A 16,912-nucleotide genomic window follows, 5' to 3' on the forward strand; every position below is an offset into this window, starting at 1 on the left:
CCCCGATAGAGATAGCGAACGCAAAGGCGGCCCCAGCGATGACCGCTGGCCACACGAGCGGCAGTTCGATGTCCAGCAGCGCTCTGGCACGCGGCGCGCCGAGCGCGCGGGCGGATTCGACCAGCGTGTGGTCGACTCCCTCGAGTCCGGGCGCGACCGTCCGGACGACGAACGGGTAGCCGGCGACGGCATGGGCGGCGACGATGGCGAGGCCGCCGCCGACGGCGAGACGAGTGTCGCCGACTTCGACGCCGAAGACGAGGCCTCGGAGCAGGCCGAGGCCGACGACGATGCCAGACACGGCCAGCGGGGCCATCGCCACGGCGTCGACGAGCTTCCGACCGCGGTAGTCCCGGGTCGTGAGGACGGCCACGACGACGCCCATCGGCAGGGCAACGGCCAGCGAGGCGACCCCGAACAGCAGTGAGTTCCTGACCGCATCCCACGGCTGGACCTGGAACGATGCGCCGGTCGTCTGGCGGTCGATGAGGAACTGATAGTTCGCCAGCGTCAGCCCCTCCGGGCCGCTGAGGCTGGCGAGCACCATGCTCGCTATCGGCGCGACGAACACCGCCAGCGCGACGACGGCGTAGACGGCGAGCCCCAGCCGGGGGAGCAGTTCCCGGACCGAGAACGACGGCGGTGTCAGCGGCCGCCGCGGAAGCGGTCGAATCCCCCGCGACCGGACAGTATGCTTGGCCTCGTACCGGAGGTACGCGTACAGCAGCCCCAGCGAGATGCCGAGTTCAATCAGCGCGAGGGCGGCCGCCTCGGCGTACTCCAGGTCTCGGATGAGCCGGTAGACGAACACCTCGACGGTCGCCAGCTGGAACCCGCCCAGCGCGAGGACGATGGGGAACGTGCTGAAGGTGAACACGAAGGTCAGCGCCGCCCCCATCAGCACCGACGGGTACAGCTGCGGGGCGACCACGTCGCGGAACGCTCGGACGGGGCTCGCGCCGAGGCTCCGGGCCGTCTCGACCGCACTGGCGTCGACGGACTCCCAGGCGGCGGTGGTCACCCGTGCCACGAGCGGGGCGTTGTAGAACGCGTGAGCGATGACGACGGCCTCCAGCGTGAACAGGAGATTGACCTGTCCCAGACCGAGCGCGCCGAGCACGGCGTTGAGCGTCCCGTTCCGGCCGAACGTGGCGACGAAACCGACGCCGACCATTATTGACGGGAGAACGAACGGGAGAATCGTCAGCGACCGGAGCGTCCGCCGTCCCGGGAACTCAAACCGGGCCAGCAGGTACGCCGCTGGCAGGCCGAGAGCGACGCTGGTGACGGTCGAGAGGGCCGCCTGATACGCCGTGAAGCCGATGACGCCCAGCCGCCGGTCCGACGACAGGACGCTCTCGATGACGGCCCCCACTGGTTCGCCGGCGAGCAACCGCGCCGGCTCTCCGAGGTAGAACGGATCCCGCAGTATCGAGACGAACACCCGGCCCGTCCAGCGGCCGTCGACGAGGACGCTGTCGATGAACACCGTCGCCACCGGGTAGTAGAAGATGCCGAGCAACAGCGCGATAGTGGCGACCGCGAGCCCGACGATTGCCCGACGCTCGATAGTGTTGCGGACGGTTCGGCCTCGCTTGCTGGATGGACTACTCGCTGTCTCTGTCATCTTTTCGCTGTCGGCACCATCCGCGCCGCCGTCGAAATCTCGGGCCACAGTCCGTCGTCGTTAGTTCGAGGCGAACTGCCGTTCCCAGTCGGAGATCCAGCCCGAGACGGAGCCCTTGAGTTCGTCGTAGCCGAACGTGACCGGCTCCGGGGGCTCCTGAGCCAGTTCGGCGTAGTCCTCGGGGAGGTCGGCGGATTCAGTCGCCGGGAACTGGACGTTCCGGACGGCGATTTCGCCCTGGATTTCCGGGCGCAGCAGGAAGCCCATGAACTCCCGGGCGAGGTCGGGCGTGTCCGCCCCCTCGAACACTGCCATCCCCTCCGGGTTGGCGTAGCCCTGGTCGTTCAGGAAGCGGATCTGGTGTTCCTCCATGTTCGCGTCGTTCTGGTCGGCGAACACTTGGTCGGTGGAGTAGGAGACCACCATCGGGGCTTCGCCGCCCGACCAGGCGCTGTAAGCGTCACTCCACGAACCGAGTACCCGAACGTCGTTCTCTTGCAGGTCGCTCCAGTAGTCCAGATAGCCGTCCGGGCCGAACTGCTTGACCGTGTGCAGCAGGAACGCCCGGCCGGTAGCCGAACTGGACGGATTCTGCGTGATGAGGTCGCCGGCGTGTTCCTCCGCAAGCAGGCCGTCGAAGGTCTCCGGTGCTGTGGTCTCCGTGCCGTCGAACACCAGGCTGATGTAGCCGGTGTCGTAGGGTATCGCCCGGCCGTCGGGGTCGAACTGCAGCCCCGGTTTGATGTCGTCCTGGCCGGCCACGTCGCCGACCCCGGCGAACAGCCCGTCGTCGAGGTTCTCGTCGACCCGGACGAGGTGGTCCGTGTTCAGCCCGAGGTACATGTCGGCCTCGATGTCGACGCCGGCGTTCCGGCGTTCGATGTAGTGGTTGACCTCGTTGCTCGGCGTCTGCCAGATCAGGCGGGCGTCGAACTCCTCCTCGAAGCGCTGTTTCACCCACGCGCCCGGACTCGTCGACGGCGAGTCGACGAAGGCGCTGTAGGTTCCGACGACGAGCGTTTCCTCTACATCGCCGGCGTCGCCGGTACTCGTTCCGGTCGCAGTCGACTCGTCCGTACTCGATGCCTCGGTGCTCGACTCGTCGCTACCGCCCAGCCCGGCACAGCCGGCAAACGAGACGGACACTGTCACACCGGCCGCTGTCAGGAAGGAACGTCTATTCATTACTCCGTGGTCACACCCAGTGGTACTTAACGCCGGTGTTCCCGAATCCTAACGCGTCACCCCTCAAAACACCGCAACAGCCGTTATCACCCCGCGGTACTGCAGGATGGTGACGGCGTTGTAAGCAACGACCGCGAGCGTCACCACGGCGAACAGGGCGAGAAACACCGTCGCGTTGTGTTCGGAGAGCAGTCGCCACCCGGCGACCAGCCACAGCATCGCCCCGAACTTCACCAGCCAGAGGCCCGCCAGCCCGAACTCCGCGAGCATCGTGCTGACGACGACGTTCCCCTCTTGCAGTCCGACCGTGAGCCCAGTCATCGTCAGGAGGATGTCCCCGACTGTTGCGACGAGGATGACGGTCCAGAGTACTGCATGTGTGTGCGACAGGTGGTGTTCCCACCAGAGTGTCACCGCACTCTCGTCCGTCTCCGGGTTCGCTTTGCCGGGCATCACCGACATATTGGACGGAAACAGCATGAATACTCGGGCTAGTCGTGTCGACGAAGGGACTGTTTTATTTTCGCCGTCGTGGAATCTCCCTCCAATGAATATCGTCGGCAAGTGCCCGCCGACCACAGCCAAGCTCGACGCCGCGGCCGACCGGGGCTTCGACAGCGTGGAACTCCACCTCCGGCCGTCGGACCTCGACGATGTCGGGGCTACAGCGGCGATGGTCAAACAGTCACCCGTCTCGGCGGCGTCGGTCCACACGCTTCACGCCCGCCCGGACGATCCGGAACCGTTCCGCCGGAGCGACGCGCTTGCCGAGCGACTCGACGCTTATCTCGTTGTCCACAGCCAGTACGCCCAGCACACGCACACCGCCCTGCTGGACAGCTACGACTTTGCCGCCCCCTGCGGCTACGAGAACAACCCTGGCGCGAGCCAGTTCTCGCTGGCGAATCTACTGCTCGACCGCAGCCACGATCTGGTGCTCGATACGGCCCACCTGTTCATGTCCGAGCCAGCGTATCTGGAGTCACTCTCGGACCTCTTGAAAAGCTACGGCGACCAGATTCAGGTCGTCCACTTCACCGACGGAACGCTGTTGAACGACGGCCTCCCCTTCGGCGACGGGGAAATACCCCTCGAACGAACAGCCGAAATTTTGGCTTCGGAGTTCGACGGCGACGTCGTGCTTGAAGTCATGCCCGACGACCAAGCCGACGCCCGCCAGCGCGTGCTGGAGTGGCTCAACTAAGCGGCGATGGCGGCCGTGGTCTGGGAAAAGGTCATTGAGACTGACGAATCCTTGTTCCGTCAGTGAATCAGGGCTCAGACACACCTTTTTGCCAGTCCGCACCGAGTGTGGTGATACGACATGGCAACCGACGTGCTCGATAGGGCGTACGACGACCAGGCGCAGGCGCTGGACGCCGATGGCGAGATCGTCGACCCGGACCTCATCCCAGACCTCTCTGACGAGAAACTGGTTTCGATGTACCGCGATATGCGCTTTGCGCGGCAGTTCGACGAGCGGATGATAAGTCTCCAGCGGCAGGGTCGGCTCGGCACCTACTCCTCGCTGGCGGGTCAGGAAGGGTCTCAGGTCGGGTCGACGTATGCGCTGGCCGACGAGGACACAATCTTCTATCAGTACCGGGAACACGGTGCGCTCGTCGCCCGCGGGCTCCCCTGGGAGTACGTCCTCTACTGGATGGGCCACGAAGCGGGCAACGCCGCTCTCGGCGACGTGAACGTGTTCCCGCTGAACATCTCCATCGGTGCACACCTGCCCCACGCCGTCGGGTGGTCGTGGGCGGCAAAGCGAAAGGGCGACGAGCGCGCCGGTATCGTCCACTTCGGCGACGGGGCCACCAGCGAAGGGGACTTCCACGAGGCGATGAACTTCGCCGGCGTGTTCGAGACACCAACGGTGTTCTTCTGTAACAACAACCAGTGGGCTATCTCCGTCCCGCGGGAGCACCAGACCGCCAGCCAGACGCTGGCGCAGAAGGCCGACGCCTACGGCTTCGACGGCGTGCAGGTCGACGGGATGGACCCGCTGGCGACCTACACCGTCACCGAGGCCGCACGGGAGCGGGCCGTGGGAGCCGACGGACAGGAGCGGGGACCCGTTTTCATCGAAGCCGTCCAGTACCGCTTCGGCGCACATACGACCGCCGACGACCCGGACGTGTACCGGGACGACGCGGAGGTCGAGCAGTGGCGCGAACGCGACCCGCTGGACCGCATGGAGCAGTTCCTCAGGAACTGCAATCTGCTGGACGACGAGAAGATCGACGTGATGGACGACACCATCGACGAGCAACTCGGCGAGATTATCGACAACGCGGAGGCTCACGCCGCTGAACCGACGGATCTCTTTACCGACGTGTACGCCGAGTCCACGCAGAACATCGACGAGCAGCAGGAGTACTTCGAGGCGCTCCGCGAACGCCACGGCGACGACGCCTTGCTGGAGTCAGAGTAGCCGACCGAGCCTGTTATTGCCGTCCCGTCGCTTCCGTCTACTGTGACAGAGTGGCCACCGGTGGACCCTGCCGACGCAACGGCCGTTGCACAGCAGCGTGACGAACTGGTCGCGGCGGTCCGGGACCACGCCGGACAGGTCGCCTACCAGCTCGCCCGGCTGGAAGGCGGCGACTACGGGCAGGCGGACATCGAGACCGACCGCGGCGAGTGGACCGTCAAGTACGAGGGCGGCGATCTGGAGTATCTGCGGTTCTCGCCGTCGCGCGGCTCGGACACGTACGTCATCTCGACCAAACAGCCACCCGAGCCGGAGCCGCTGGCCGCCGCACTCGCCGACTACGACGCCTTCGTCGAGGGGTTCAACGACTACGTCGCGTCGCTGGACGGGGTGCTCGACGACGTGTCGACGGAGTTCCCCGACATCGCCACCACTGACGGCGTCGTCGCAGAGCGCGACCGCGTCCTCGGCCGCATCCGGGAGATCTGTGACCAGATCGCACGGGAACTCCAGCGCTACGAGGGTGGCGACTACGGGACCTTCACCAGCCGAATCCAGGGTACGCGCTGGGAGCTGAAATGGGACACCGACGGGGCGTCGTATCTCCGGGTCGGCGGGAGCAACGGGCTCTATCTCCTCTCGCAGTACGAACCGCCGTCGGCCGCCGACATCCGGGAGTACGCCCCCCAGTTCGCGGATTTCGTCGACGCCTACAACGACCACGTCGACGAACTTGAATCGGACCTCGGGACCGTCCAGCTCTGAGTCGGCTCGGACCCTGTCCACCGCGGTAGCACGCTGTTCGGTGAGCGGTCAGTGTGTCGATTCGGCACTTACCGGTATTTCCGCGGAACCGCTGTACTGCGGCCGAATTACCGTAGAATACCACCGAACGATATGTCGGCAGGGTTTTGAGGGGGCCTCACCCAAGCCGGAGGTATGAGTCCGACAGAAACCGTCGACAGTTCGGCCGTCAGCAGGGGCACAGTCGGTGACTACGTCGAAGCGATGGGGCCGTCCTGGATCGCGGGTGCGATCGCCGCCGGCCCGGCCACGATCGCCAGCCTCGTCACCGCGGGCGGTGCGTTCGGCTACAGTCTCCTGTGGGTCGTCGTCCTCTCTGCGGGTGCGGGAGCGCTGGCGCAGTATCTCGCGATGCGGCTGGGTCTGCTGACCGAGCGGGGCATCGTCGGCGTCGTCGAGGCCCACCTCGGTGAAACGTGGGCGTGGCTGCTTGTCGGCGACGCGGTGCTTGCCGCCGGCGTGGCACAACTGGTAATCATGAAGACTGTCGCCACGGTGTCGGCGACGGTGACCGGTATCGACGCGCGCGTCTGGGGCGTCGCCTGGGCGCTCCTCCTGGCGGTGGGACTGGCGGGCGGGGGCTACCGGTTCCTCGAACTGGGCGCGAAAGTCCTCGTCCTGCTGGTCGTCGTCGCGTTCGTCGCCAGCCTGTTCGTCGTCCCCATCGACGCCGGCGCGGCGGTGACCGGACTGATTCCGTCCGTCCCGTCCGGGAGCGCGCTGGTCGCGGCCGGCATCCTCGGCGGCGCGGTCCACATCACGCTCATCACGATGCACTCCTACACGATGCGAGCGCGGGGCTGGACCCGCGAGGACTACGACCTCGCGACGGTCGACGTGGGGGCGTCTATGCTGGTGGCGTTTGGCATCTACAGCCTCGCCATCTTCCTGGTGACGGCGAGCGTGCTCACTTCCGGCGACCTCACGACGGTCGGCGCTGCGGAGGCCCTCGGTCCATTGGTCGGCGACAGCGCTCGCTGGCTGTTCCTGCTCGGCCTCTGGGGCGCGGCCGTGTCGACGCTCGGCGGAAACACCATCGTCCCGCCGTTCCTGCTCGCCGACAAGCTCGGCTGGGGCACCACTATCGAGGACAGCCGCTACCGCGGGCTACTCGTCGCCGTCGCGCTGCTCTCTGCCCCGGGCGCGTTCATCGGCGGGAACGTGCTCGGCCAGCTCGTCCTCGTGCTTGCGCTCGGCACCGTCGGCACCCCGTTCGTCATTGCCCTTGTCCTCTACCTCCTGAACTCCGACGCGGTCCCGGAGTCGAACTCGCTGGCGGCGAACGCCGGCGGGCTGGCGCTCATCGCAGTTTCGGGCGGGCTCGCCGGGAACTTCGTCGTCGAACAGCTCGGCGGCGGCGTCGGCCCGCTCTCCGGGTTCGTGCTGGCGTTTGCCATCGTCCTCGGCCTCGCCATGGCCGGCCTCGGCGGGAAGTTCCTCCGGGAGGAACTCCTCGCGTGACCGGCGTTGGATTCCCACTCTCTGGGTCGACGCTCGTCACCGGTCCCTCCAACGCCGGCAAGACGCGGACGACCGCTGCCGCCATAGAGGCATGGCTCGACCGCGAGGGCACCGAGGGCGTTGTCGTCCTCGATTTCGCGCCCGAAATCGAACTGGACGGGACTGTATTAGGCGGCCGTCTTGATCGATTTATCAGCGTCCCGGAGTCGGTCTGGGTCGGCCGGATCGACGCCAGTGCGCCCCGCGCCGAGAGCGAGACGGCCGAGCAGGCGGTCGCACTCGCCCGGGAAAACGCCCGCCGTGCCGAGCGACAGATTGACGCGCTCCCGGAGAATCCCCGCGCGGTGTTCGTCAACGACGCGACGATTCCGTTCCAGCACGACGCCGCTGCGGTCAGCCGGCTCACTGGATACTGCGACCGGGCGGACGTGGCTGTCCTCAATGCCTTCGACAGCGACGAACTGGGCGTCGATAATCCGGTGTCCCGGGCCGAACGGGACGCGCTCGATAGGCTCCGGCGCTGGGCCGACCGGATCGTCGATCTGTCGTAGCGTCCCGTCGAACGGTGACCGGACGCGTCAGCGGCTGGCTACGACCCGCCGCGTTTCCGGAACCAGACGCGCTCGCCGACCGGATCTTCGTCGTCGCCGATGTCGAGCCGACTGACGAACAGGTCGCGAATGGCCATGGTGACGACGAGTTCAGTCGGCGCACCGGACTTGTTTTCGACGGTGACGACACAGTGGCCGTCTCGCTCCGCTATCTCGGTGATTGTACCGACGGTCCATCTGTCGCGGTGGTGTGACGGTTCCTGCGCGTGAATGCGGTCGTGATTCATCGGGACTGCTGTGAGTTATCTCACCGGTTCCACTCGTAGAACCACCACGCGCCGCCGAGCACCATCAGGCCGATACCCAGCGTGGAGGTGGCCGGCTCAGGGATGATGAACAGTACGAGCCCGATGAGTACCATCCCGACCGGTTCGAGTTCGTCGAGATACTGGATGATGTCCATACGCGGTAGTTCACCCGCCTGCCGTATAGAGGTTCGTCCGGCTATCGGGGAGTGAGAACGAACCGGGAACGGCGACTGGATCAGCGGAAGCGGAACGTTTCGAGGTTCTCCGGCGCGAAGGTCCGGATGTTCTGGTCGTGGTACAGCGACGAGGAGAGGTCCTGTGTCGCGGATTCGTCGCCGTGGACACAGAGGATCTTCTCGGGTCGGGGGTTCATCGTCTTCACGAAGTTTTCCAGTCCCTGTCGGTCGGCGTGGCCGGAGAAGCCGTCGACCGTCTCGACGGTCATCTCCAGCGGGACCGTCTCGCTGCGCCCGTTGCCGCCGACGGGCGCCTCGTCTACGCCGCGCTGGATACGATTACCAAGCGTTCCCTGCGCCTGATAGTCGACGAAGGTAAGCGTCGAATCCGGGTCGGGGCCGAGCTGTTCGAGCCAGGACATGATCGGCCCGCCGGTGAGCATCCCCGAAGTAGAGAGGATGATAGCGGAATCGCCATCGGCGATCTCCTGTCGTTCCTCGTCCCCGCCGTCGATGTGGTTGAACTGATCGGCCAGGAACGGGTTCTGGTCTTCGTCGAAGAGACGGTCCTGCAGACCGTCGCGGAGATACTCGGGGTAGGTCGTGTGAACGGCCGTCGCCTCCCAGATCATCCCGTCGAGGTGGACCGGCATCTCGGGGATGTCGCCGTTCCGCATCGCCTCTTCGAGGACGAGCATGAGTTCCTGTGACCGCCCGACGGCGAAGGTCGGAATGAGCACTTTCCCGTCGCGGTCGTAGGCGTTCTGGATGATCTGTTTGAGCTTTCGCTCTGAGTCTTCCTGATCGGTCTGGTAGTCGTTGCGGCCGCCGTAGGTCGACTCCAGCACGAGCGTTTCCACCCGCGGGAAGTCGTTGACCGCGCCGTCGAACAGGCGCGTGTCGTCGTAGTGGATGTCGCCGGAGAAGGCGACGTTGTACAGGCCGTCGCCGACGTGGAAGTGACACACCGACGAGCCCAGAATGTGGCCGGCGTTGTGCAGCGTCAGTTTGATGTCGGGCGCGATGTCGGTCACGTCGCCGTACTCCAGCGGGATGGTGTGTTTGATGGCTTCGCGGACCATCTCGGAGTCGTACGGCGGGGTCCGACCGTCGTCCGCGGCAGTGTCCAGATAATCCAGCGTCAGCAGGCCCATCAGGTCCCGCGTCGGCTCGGTGCAGTAGATTGGGCCGTCGTAGCCGTACTCGAACAGCAGCGGGACCAGCGCGGAGTGGTCCAGATGCGCGTGGGTCAGGACGACGGCGTCGATGCCGTTGGTCCCGGCCCCGAACGCCTCCGGAATGTCCAGATACGGCTGCTCGCCGTTGGCACCGGGCTTGTTACCGCAGTCGATGAGGATTCGCGTGTCCGGCGTCGAGAGGATAAAGGCGGCGCGGCCGACCTCTCGGCAGCAGCCCAGCGTCGTGATGCGGACGTACTCGTCGTCGGACATCGGCTCGCGGTGGATCTGCCGGCCGACGCGTTCGAGGATGTCCCGGCGGTCCTCGCGCTCCTGTTTGAGGAAGTTCCGGACGTTCTCGACCGTCGAGGACTCGATGGGGGGCGTTCGAACGACTTCGGGCGTCCAGCCGACCTCTTGCGTGATGTCACGCAGGGTCGAGCCGCGCCGGCCAATGACGACGCCGGGCTTCTGGGCCTGGACGACGACTTCGCCGGTGTCGGTGTGGAAATTCAGGTCCATGACGCCGGCCTCCTCGGGGATGAGTTCCCGAATCGCCTCCTCAGCCTCGGCTGGCGGGGCCAGTACGTCCGGGTCCGGGCGGACCGTGATTCGCTTGCGGAGTTTCGACGCGAGCCGGCGAACGAGGTCGCTGTTCGCGGCGAACTCCTTCGGGTCCCGCGTGTATATGACGAGTTCCGGTCCCTCGTACGTGACATCCGAGACGGAGATACGGCGCGGGACTTCCTCGTCGATCGTTGCCTTCACGTCTTCGAGTTGCTTGTCTACAGTGCTCATAGCTCAAAACGGGGTGTCATCCCGGTAGCGGGGCCGTCCACGGCTGGCGCGGGCCGACCTGGTGCCGCGGGATGTACGCTCTCTAATAAAGTCATCAGTTATCGGTGAGTTGCCTCCGGACGTGGAGAGATGTCCGGAAAACCGTCCTCTATTTCTCAGTATTCCCCTCGTGTTATAAAAGCCTTCGCAATACGGAGGGTAGGGGGCCGGACCGTGGTCGACGCGCTGTTGCCCAAAGGAGTAAACGCACACCGTGTGAGACGCCGCCATGCGACTGACACCGGACACAGTCCGCGACGAGTACGAATGGGTACAGGACCGTCGTAGCGACGTCGTCCCGCTGGTGAACGAAACGCGAGCCCATCTCGGGTCCCAGTTCGACGTCGACGTCGAGCCGCTCACAGACGACGCCTACACGGCCGCCATCGACGAGGTGTTCGCCGACGGCGACCGTGCGGTCAACGTCGCCGCGCTGGTTCATCTGCTTCGAGAATTGGACGTTACAGGCGATTACCCGGGCTTCGTCGTCGACGAACTGCTGGGCCGTGAGCTGGCAGCGATGATTGCCGGCGAGCAACCGCTCCGGCTGCTCGCGGAGGCCACCTTCCACGTCGCAGATGTTCGGACGCACGGGGACGACACAGCGGCCGCGGGTGCTGACGACCTCGACGCCGCACTCGCGGCCGGGGTTCAGACGCGGGTCCCGGGCTGGCCGTGGCAACAGACGGAGAGTCCGTTCGCCGTGGAGTGAGCCGTGGTCCGCTCTCGCAACCGAACGACTGGTCGAGGCGGTCAGCCTCCCGAAAACGAGAACGAGGGTGTCGTCAGGAACGCCGTCTCGTACCCCTCGTGGCGGGACACCTGTGGCGGGGCGACGACGTCGACACCGACAGACGGCTCCTGGGTCGCCGTCTCGACGACTGCGCCGTAATGATACCCGAGTTCGGGGTGGACCCCAGCTGTCAGCGCGTCGTCGAACACCGTTTCGCCGTCGGCCTCAACACTCCCGTCGAGGGACATCATCGGGAGGGGAACGCGGTTGTACGGCGTCCGAGCCGAGACGGCGAGATACGACTCGCCATCGGAGAGGAACGCGGCGTCCTGTACCCACGTCACGGCGTACACGCCGTCGCTCCCTTTGTTCGTCCCGAGGACCGTTCCGGGCAGGGCCGACACTTCTGGGACCTGCGATGTCGGTACCATGTCCATGTTCATCAGGTCGACCGCCCCGCGCTCGCCCTGCGAGTCCGGGAACTCCTCGAAGGAGAGCTGGTCGCGGGTGGACTGTGCGAAGTCGAACTCGACCGTTGCCTCGCCGGCCTCGCCGAACCGACCGTCGAAGCCCCCCAGTCGGCGTTCCCCCATCCCGTTGACGCGGACGGAAAGCTGGTAGACACCGTCGCCGTCGAGCGCGTAGTTGTCGCCGTAGTGAAAGCCCATGTTCTGGGAGATCATCGGCCACGGGGACTTGTCGGCGACCGTCTCGCCGTCGCGTTCGATGGTGATCGAGAGGCCGGCAGACACCGGCAGGACCATCTCCGTCTCGGGGTCCCAGATGGTCGCCATCAGGTGGACGCTGTCCTCGCTCCGGATGTCGACCTTCTCGGCCGTCGTCCCGGTGACCGTCCAGAAGCGGTGGGGAAAGGAGTAGCTCAGCCCGACCATGTACTCGCCTGCCTGTGCCATCCCGGCCATCCCCATTCCCTCGGCGTGGGTGGGGCGGTACGTGGCGTCGGGGCGGTTCTCGACCAGCGGGGGAGCGCGTGTCGACTGGGAACTCAGCGAACCACACCCCGCCAGGACCGTCGTGCCGGCGAGGCCGGCACTGGCGAGGAACTCTCGGCGATTCATGGACCGCCTTTGGGTCCTCGTCTGAAAGACCGTTCTGGTACGATAGCCGAATGTCGTGGCGAGACCGAAACGGCACAAGACATTTGCTATCGGTCGGTGCAATCCCGGCCGTGTCCTCCAGAATCGCCCGCACTGCGGTCCTCAGCTTCGTCGTCTTGGCCGCGGGATGTTTCGGTGGACCGTCGCCGGAGTCAGCGCCCCCGTCGGAGGCAGCGACAACCGTTGCATCCCCGACAGGGACTGTCGAGTTCCATGACGGTCCAAAGGACCCGCCCGACCAGCCCGCGACGCTGAACGAGTCCTCCGCCCGTGAGTTCGTCTACGAGTACCAGTACCGGAGCGTCTACAACGGTCTGTGGCAGGGCGAACACACCGAGATGACCCTCGACTGCCGCATCGACAACGTCACCGAGCGGTCGTGGGGGTACGACGTCGTCATCACCTGTACAGGGTCGTCGACGACCGACCCGCCGGCCGGCTCGACAGCGACGGACGGTCCGATATCCGACTACTTTACCCAGTCGTATCGGTACAGCGTCAGCGCCGACGCCCTGGCTCGTGAGACAGTCGAGAACCGTGACGCGGTCTCCTGACGACATCGACCCGTCAGGCTGGGTCGGCCGGTGGGAGCGCCCGCAACGAGCGCGGGGGGAGCAGGTAGTTCCCGCGTCGCGTGACTGTCATGTACTGGAGGATACCGTTGTTCACTCGCTGCCCGACAGCGGAGTCGTTCGCGACATCGGTGCCGTTCATCGCCTGTTTTGTCGCGACGAAGTCGGCGATAGAGCGTTGTAGCGAGAGGAAGTGCAGCCCCGCTTCGCCGCCGTCGGTCGAACTGAAGTCCCGGCGGAGGATGGTCGGTGTTCCGTCGTCCCTGACGCGGGACATCTTCTGTGCATGACCGACGACGCCCTTCTGTCGCCCGCTTTCGACCACGTCCTCGGGACACTCGCCGGCACCGTTGTCAGTGCCGAGGTTCTCGCCGACGCCTTCGACCCTGTCCTCGTCGGCGTGGGCCGGACAGAACATCTTCGAGACGCGCTGGTCCCGGGAGTCCTGTTCGTACCACTGCTGGAGTTGCAGTCGGATCTTCGAGAGGTGCTGGGTCGCGCCACCGGCGAACGGTCCCGAATCGACCGTTACGCGGTCCTCGGAGGCCTGGTTTTCCTTGAACCCGGACTTGAACCCCATGAACAGCGGGGCCTCTTCGGGGACCGGGTCGGAGTCCGGAACCCCGTCGACGTCCTGGTTCTCGGCGGGCAGACCGGCGCCGACGAATCCCGTCCGGCGCTCCGCCTCGCGCAGGACACCCTCGAAGGTAGCGCTCATCTCGTGGTCGTTCACCGTGTCTCGGTTGCCTTTCAGCGCTTCCTCGGCGGCGATAACGGCCCGCTCGTCATCGCTCGCGAGGTGTAGCAGTGCGTCTGGTGTGTCGAGTTCTGGGTCCTCGAAGGGGGCAAGCGCCATTGGTTCGGGCAGGTCGACACCGGCTACGTCGGCCTCAAAGCGGTCGAAGTAGGCCGGACTGTACCCGAGCGTGAACAGTAGCCCCTCGTTGCTCCACTCGTAGGCCTGTTCGAGGTCGCGGAGCGCCGTATCGACCTGCTCGCGGTCGGCATCCGTCGGCGTTCCGTCGCCGGTGTAATCCAGCAGCAGGAGGACGTGGTGGCGCGACAGTCGGTGGTTCCCGGCGTCGTCGGTCGCCAGCGACGCGTCCCAGGCGTGCTGACGCGCCGGGAGAGACGAGGGGTCGTCGGTTCCCTTGGGTACCGTCCCCGACCCGCGGTCGAGACAGGCGGCCAGCGCCGCGGTGCCGCCGATGGCGACGGCGCTCTTGGCGAACTCGCGTCGGGAAATTCCGCGTTCAGTCATCACCCACCCTATGGACTGCCCGTGCAATTGGGTTGTGGTACGGGACTCGAAATCAGCCACTGTCCGCGGATAGTCGAACTAGCTGCTCTCGAAGAGTCGGTCGAGTAACCGGGTGAAGCGGTCCGACAGGCGGTCGGGGGCCGTGGGGTCCACCGTCGCGAGCAGCTCGACCGTCTGGTCACGCCGACAGAGCGCCAGCGTCACCCGTCCACCGTCCCGACGCTTTTCGACGATATCGTGTTCGACCAGGCCGCTGAGGTGGTGTTCGAGCGTGCTCCGAGCGATGTCGAGGTGGTCGGCCACTTCGCCGGGGCGAGCGGCTTCGCGCTCTACGAGCGTGACAAGAACGTCTCTCGCCGTTTCGCGACGGAGGAAGGCGATGGCGTGGCGCTCCCAGGGGTCGAACGACGCCGTGTAGTAGTGCGTGCGCCCGTTGATCGACTCGCTGGTGATGCGGTCGAGTCGGCCCAGATGGTACTGTACCTGTCCCGTTGCGAGGTCCAGCGCCCGGGTTAGCTCCCGGAAGTGAACTCCCGGATTGGACTCGATGTGCCGGTAAATCCGCGCTCTGGTGTCGCTCATAGCCCCTCCTCGTCGAGGCGTTTCTCGACTGTCCGGGCGTAGTACACTGCACCGAGGACGAGGACGACAAAGAGGGTATCGAGCGCGTGTTCGAGGAAATGGTGGGTCGGTCCTGAGACCAGTTCGAATCCGGACAGCAGCGCGATGAGTGGGCGGGCAAACAGCGCGGCGAGTGCGAGCACAATCAACAGATACGCACGCGTCCCGCGCTGGCGGTACGCGACCAGGGCAAGCCCACACAGGACCGCCCCGGCCACAGCGGAGAGGACGACGACGGCGGCGATGTCCCAGCTCCCGGCACCGAGATGGCCCCCAATACTGAGCGGTTTCATCAGGCGTTTACTTCGGAACCACGGTGCCTCAGTCGTTCGGTTTTGCGCGACTTTTTTATCGGACCGCTGAGACGTGGCGGTATGGACTGCATCGGCTTCATCTGCGAGCCTGAACACCCGGTGTTCGGTGCCGTCGCAGAGCGGCTCTCCGCCCGGGGGTTCGACGTCCAGTTTCTCCGCCCCGGAAACCCGGTGGCCAGAGCCGATATCGACGACCTGGCCGCACTCGTCAACACGACGCTCCGGCCCGAGTCATTCAGCGCCCTTCGCTACGCCGACAGGGTCGGCGTCGAGACGTGGAACGGGTTCCTGCCGACGACGGCGCTGGCCTGCCGACTCGTCGCCCTCCACGGGCTGGAGCAGGTCGGCTGTCAGGTCCCGACCGTCTGGTTCGAAAAGCCGGATCACGACTACATCGCCCGGACTCGCTACGCCTGGGACGGGATGCCGGCGAACAGTGACGAGGGCGATTTCTACCAGGCCCGGGTTCGGGAGGAGCCGGTGGAGTACAAGTACTTCGCCGTCAACGACGGCCGCGAAACCCATCTGCGGGCGATTCAGGTCCGGTCGGAAGTGTCCGGGCTGGACCACGTCATCAGCGAGGAGACTGTCGAGGTGACGCTCGCGGCCCGCGTCCGGGAGTTGCTGGACCGCTTTGGCGCGCGGGCACTCTGTGTCGAGTTCGTCGAGAGCAAGGAAGGGTTCTACGCGCAGGCTGTCGACCCCGCGCCGGGATTCACCGGGACGGGAATGGAACGCCGTGTCGCTGACTCTATCGCCTCGCTGACGACAATCGGTGCCTGAGTGTCGGCGCGGGGTGCGTTTGACAGCGCTGGCTCTGTTACCAAGGCACAAGATTATACAGGTTCACCGACGTGGTAGCGACCGGAGCCTTTCATGAGCACGTTCGTCCATCTCATCGCGGACTACGGCCCGGCCGATCCGGCATTCTCGGAGGTCGTCCACCGTCTCACTGCCGCAGACCCGACGATTACCGTCCAGTCGACCGAGGTGCAGCCGTTCTCGACGGTCGCCACGGGGTTCTGGATCGCACAGCTGGGCGCTCACAATCCCTCGTTCGACGACCTGCTGATTTACTCGAACACCGCGCCACGAACCACGGAATCGACGCCGGAGCGGGCCGACACCGGCGGGCCCCTGTGCTATCTCGAACTGGACAACGGCGTCCCCGTCGTCGCCGTCGACGCCGGCTACAACCTCTCGTTTATCGCCGGCCGCGCGACGACCTTCCGCGAGATCGAACTGCCGGCCGACACCGGCCAGTTCCGCTCGCGGGACGTGTTCCCGCGTCGCGTCGCCGAGATAGCCAACGGGGACCGCTCGTCGCTGGGCGCGGAGCGGTCGCTTGCGGACGTGCCTGCCCCGCCCGACTCCGTGGTCTGTCACGTCGACGGGTACGGGAACGTCAAGACCTCGATTCGGACCTCGGTGTTCGAACCAGGGGGTGACACTGTCGCTGTCGAACTCAACGGTGAGTCCCGTGAGGTCGTTGTCAGGGATGCTGTATCGAACGTTCCGGAGGGAGTCCTCGCTATCGTCCCAGGGTCGGCTGGTGGGAGTGACCCCTATCAGGAACTGTTCTTGCGCGGCGGGTCCGCGGCATCGGCCTTCGGGACCCCGGAGCCCGGAGATAGTCTCTCTATACGGGTGGAATAGAGCGGAGATCGACCTCCGCTACGATGGTCCGCGCGGCGCGAAGCGGGGCATCGAACTGGTCCGGTCGGCGTGC

Annotated in this window: 19 protein-coding genes; 9 read left to right on the forward strand and 10 right to left on the reverse strand. The window is 65.8% G+C overall.

Features of this window, described 5'->3' with window-relative positions; translation table 11 throughout:
• The 3 genes from GJ630_RS13385 to GJ630_RS13395 form a co-directional block, all read right to left on the reverse strand.
• On the reverse strand, positions 1–1,675 hold a 1,675-nt coding region (locus tag GJ630_RS13385), incomplete at its 3' end, for an ABC transporter permease (RefSeq protein ID WP_371727575.1).
• 12 nt (positions 1,676–1,687) lie between these two features.
• Positions 1,688–2,812: a thiamine ABC transporter substrate binding subunit gene (locus GJ630_RS13390; protein ID WP_191450035.1), complete on the reverse strand. Its 1,125-nt coding sequence runs from the start codon at positions 2,810–2,812 to the stop codon at positions 1,688–1,690.
• Positions 2,813–2,875: 63 nt separating this feature from the next.
• Complete coding sequence (locus tag GJ630_RS13395) at positions 2,876–3,265, reverse strand: DUF5658 family protein (RefSeq protein WP_151146797.1); 390 nt, start codon at positions 3,263–3,265, stop codon at positions 2,876–2,878.
• Between the two features lie 94 nt (positions 3,266–3,359).
• Between GJ630_RS13395 and GJ630_RS13400 the strand changes: the two genes are divergently transcribed.
• The 5 genes from GJ630_RS13400 to GJ630_RS13420 all read left to right on the forward strand — a co-directional run bounded on the left by GJ630_RS13400 (position 3,360) and on the right by GJ630_RS13420 (position 8,065).
• On the forward strand, positions 3,360–4,016 hold the full coding sequence (locus GJ630_RS13400) for a sugar phosphate isomerase/epimerase (RefSeq protein WP_050006894.1): 657 nt from the start codon (positions 3,360–3,362) through the stop codon (positions 4,014–4,016).
• 120 nt (positions 4,017–4,136) lie between these two features.
• Entirely contained in the window at positions 4,137–5,249 is a 1,113-nt protein-coding gene (gene pdhA / locus GJ630_RS13405) for a pyruvate dehydrogenase (acetyl-transferring) E1 component subunit alpha (RefSeq protein ID WP_191450036.1), read from the forward strand.
• A gap of 60 nt (positions 5,250–5,309) precedes the next feature.
• Positions 5,310–6,014 (forward strand): hypothetical protein, encoded by a 705-nt coding sequence (locus GJ630_RS13410; RefSeq protein ID WP_371727585.1) that lies wholly within the window; start codon positions 5,310–5,312, stop codon positions 6,012–6,014.
• 174 nt (positions 6,015–6,188) lie between these two features.
• Positions 6,189–7,514 carry a divalent metal cation transporter gene (locus GJ630_RS13415; RefSeq protein WP_191450037.1) on the forward strand — a complete coding sequence of 442 codons (1,326 nt, stop codon included), beginning with the start codon at positions 6,189–6,191 and terminating at the stop codon, positions 7,512–7,514.
• Positions 7,511–8,065 carry a hypothetical protein gene (locus GJ630_RS13420; RefSeq protein ID WP_146417477.1) on the forward strand — a complete coding sequence of 185 codons (555 nt, stop codon included), beginning with the start codon at positions 7,511–7,513 and terminating at the stop codon, positions 8,063–8,065. The genes GJ630_RS13415 and GJ630_RS13420 overlap by 4 nt, the downstream gene beginning before the upstream one ends.
• Positions 8,066–8,103: 38 nt before the next feature.
• Here GJ630_RS13420 and GJ630_RS13425 read toward each other — a convergent pair whose 3' ends face one another.
• From GJ630_RS13425 to GJ630_RS13430, 3 genes are all read right to left on the reverse strand, one after another.
• On the reverse strand, positions 8,104–8,352 hold the full coding sequence (locus tag GJ630_RS13425) for a hypothetical protein (RefSeq protein ID WP_191450038.1): 249 nt from the start codon (positions 8,350–8,352) through the stop codon (positions 8,104–8,106).
• 20 nt (positions 8,353–8,372) lie between these two features.
• Positions 8,373–8,528 carry a hypothetical protein gene (locus GJ630_RS19620; protein WP_008310249.1) on the reverse strand — a complete coding sequence of 52 codons (156 nt, stop codon included), beginning with the start codon at positions 8,526–8,528 and terminating at the stop codon, positions 8,373–8,375.
• 80 nt (positions 8,529–8,608) lie between these two features.
• Positions 8,609–10,525, reverse strand: coding sequence for a beta-CASP ribonuclease aCPSF1 (locus tag GJ630_RS13430; protein ID WP_191450039.1), 1,917 nt, complete (start codon positions 10,523–10,525; stop codon positions 8,609–8,611).
• 268 nt (positions 10,526–10,793) lie between these two features.
• Here GJ630_RS13430 and GJ630_RS13435 point away from each other — a divergent pair, with 268 nt between their 5' ends.
• Positions 10,794–11,276 carry a hypothetical protein gene (locus GJ630_RS13435; protein WP_014039825.1) on the forward strand — a complete coding sequence of 161 codons (483 nt, stop codon included), beginning with the start codon at positions 10,794–10,796 and terminating at the stop codon, positions 11,274–11,276.
• Between the two features lie 41 nt (positions 11,277–11,317).
• Here the strand turns inward: GJ630_RS13435 and GJ630_RS13440 are convergent, their stop codons facing one another.
• Positions 11,318–12,376 (reverse strand): hypothetical protein, encoded by a 1,059-nt coding sequence (locus tag GJ630_RS13440; RefSeq protein ID WP_191450040.1) that lies wholly within the window; start codon positions 12,374–12,376, stop codon positions 11,318–11,320.
• Positions 12,377–12,486: 110 nt separating this feature from the next.
• Here GJ630_RS13440 and GJ630_RS13445 point away from each other — a divergent pair, with 110 nt between their 5' ends.
• The gene (locus tag GJ630_RS13445; RefSeq protein WP_261384940.1) at positions 12,487–12,969 is read left to right on the forward strand and encodes a hypothetical protein; all 483 of its coding nucleotides are present in this window, start codon (positions 12,487–12,489) and stop codon (positions 12,967–12,969) included.
• Between the two features lie 13 nt (positions 12,970–12,982).
• Here GJ630_RS13445 and GJ630_RS13450 read toward each other — a convergent pair whose 3' ends face one another.
• The 3 genes from GJ630_RS13450 to GJ630_RS13460 form a co-directional block, all read right to left on the reverse strand.
• Positions 12,983–14,248, reverse strand: coding sequence for a Dyp-type peroxidase domain-containing protein (locus GJ630_RS13450; protein WP_191450041.1), 1,266 nt, complete (start codon positions 14,246–14,248; stop codon positions 12,983–12,985).
• 78 nt (positions 14,249–14,326) lie between these two features.
• The gene (locus GJ630_RS13455; RefSeq protein ID WP_050037721.1) at positions 14,327–14,830 is read right to left on the reverse strand and encodes a helix-turn-helix domain-containing protein; all 504 of its coding nucleotides are present in this window, start codon (positions 14,828–14,830) and stop codon (positions 14,327–14,329) included.
• Complete coding sequence (locus GJ630_RS13460; RefSeq protein ID WP_050006893.1) at positions 14,827–15,162, reverse strand: hypothetical protein; 336 nt, start codon at positions 15,160–15,162, stop codon at positions 14,827–14,829. Before GJ630_RS13460 ends, GJ630_RS13455 begins: the two co-directional genes overlap by 4 nt.
• Positions 15,163–15,243: 81 nt before the next feature.
• On the opposite strand from GJ630_RS13460, the gene GJ630_RS13465 reads away from it, so the two are divergent.
• Together GJ630_RS13465 and GJ630_RS13470 are read left to right on the forward strand one after the other, a co-directional pair.
• On the forward strand, positions 15,244–15,966 hold the full coding sequence (locus tag GJ630_RS13465) for a hypothetical protein (protein WP_064288366.1): 723 nt from the start codon (positions 15,244–15,246) through the stop codon (positions 15,964–15,966).
• 93 nt (positions 15,967–16,059) lie between these two features.
• Entirely contained in the window at positions 16,060–16,839 is a 780-nt protein-coding gene (locus GJ630_RS13470; RefSeq protein ID WP_191450042.1) for an SAM hydroxide adenosyltransferase, read from the forward strand.
• Positions 16,840–16,912 lie beyond the last annotated feature (73 nt).

Origin of the sequence: Haloarcula sp. CBA1122, assembly GCF_009741785.1 — an archaeon.
Taxonomy (GTDB): Archaea; Halobacteriota; Halobacteria; order Halobacteriales; family Haloarculaceae; genus Haloarcula; species Haloarcula hispanica.